The organism is Stieleria sp., from assembly GCF_041595215.1.
Lineage (GTDB): Bacteria > Planctomycetota > Planctomycetia > Pirellulales > Pirellulaceae > Stieleria > Stieleria magnilauensis.
In genome coordinates, this window is the sequence record NZ_JBFHKV010001509.1 from 1 (window position 1) to 1,518 (window position 1,518).

1 protein-coding gene is annotated in these 1,518 nt (G+C 58.4%); it reads right to left on the reverse strand.

Annotated features, from left to right (window positions below; all coding sequences use genetic code 11):
- Nucleotides 1-1,303: sulfatase (locus tag ABX749_RS32525; protein ID WP_372899698.1), on the reverse strand; the 1,303-nt coding region annotated here is incomplete at its 3' end.
- Nucleotides 1,304-1,518 lie beyond the last annotated feature (215 nt).

The following is a 1,518-nucleotide window of genomic DNA, read 5'->3' on the forward strand; positions in this document are numbered from 1 at the left end:
CGGCTTGGAGATCATAAAGCTGTGGATCGCTGCCGTCGTAGTTGACCAAGAACTTCCACTTGCCGTCGCGGACGGCCAAATCCGGATTGTCTTCACGCGCCGTCCCCGGACGATCCGGTGGGCGTCGCCAGTAAATCGGTTCGCTTCGGCTTTCCCGTTGATCCCCCAGCAGCGTCGCTGAAAGATCCTCGCCGTCGAAGGCGACGCCGTCCGGCGGATCGGTTTGCGTCAGGGAATAAAGCGACCGATTGACGTCCAAGGCACAGAGGATGGATTCGTCGTTGGTGGTGCCGGCCACGCCATCGGCCAACAGCCCCGGCCCCCAAACAATCAACGGCGATCGCACGCCCCCTTCATAAAGCCAGGTCTTTGCGCCACGTAGCGGATCCGACGCTCCCGCGCCTTCTTCGTGCCCATTGTCGGACATGACCAGGATCAGCGTGTTCTCGCGCAGTGAAGGGTCGTTGCGAATGCGGTCGAACAACTTGGCAAGTTGTTGGTCCATCGCATCGAGCACCGCGTAATAAAGCGCCCGCTTGGACTCGTCCGTTTTGTCGCGAAGGACTTCTGGTGGAAAGAACGGCGAATGCACATCGTCGGGCCAAACGTTGACGAAGAATGGCTTGCCATCGGCTTGCGCCTGATCGACGAACGCAACCGCTTGCTCGACAAATGCGGCCGTCACCACCGAGCGGTCTTCCCAACGAATCGGACCTCTGCCAAGGTCGGCCGATCCCAGGTCGTGCTTTTGCGGCGGCTTGCCATTGTAGGCGTCTTTCAGCGGCAGCACTCTCGGTCCCAAGCCTTCAAAATTGGTCAGACTGCGATCAAATCCATAGGCCTGAATCAGCGGCGCCTCACCGACATCGCGCTGTCCGCCCATGTGCCACTTGCCGAAATGACCGGTCGCATAACCCGATTGCTGCAAGTGACGGGCGAGCAGCGGTGCTTGGGGATCGAGCCACTGCGCCATGCCGCGATCACGGTTCAGCTTGCGCGCCGCCAGGTACGAACTGATCCGCCAGCGTTGGGGATATTGCCCCGTCGACAATGCAACGCGCGATGGCGAACAGATCGGTGAGTTGACATAAAAGTTGGTGAAACGCAGTCCCTCGGCCGCTAATGCATCGATGTTTTCGGTCTGCGCGCGCGTCCCACCGTAACAGGAGAGGTCGGACCACCCCATGTCGTCGATGAACACCGTGACGACATTCGGCCGTTGATCTGCCCGCAAGGTCGAAGGTGCAAACGCGATCGAGAACAAAAACAGGCATCCGAGCCACGTGGTGAATTGTCGGTTCATGGAAAAATTTTAAAAAGGAATGAATCGTCCGATCCCACCACAGTCTACCCGCCGTGAAATGCACCGTCGTCCCTGCGATCGAATCACCTGCCGCAACCAGAGACGTGGTTTACAATGGCCGAAACAAAACGAAATCGGCTTCTAACAACTCTGTGCAACACTTAATTATCTATGGCCCCCCTACGAGTCCTGTTGACGATCCTACTCGGCGTCGC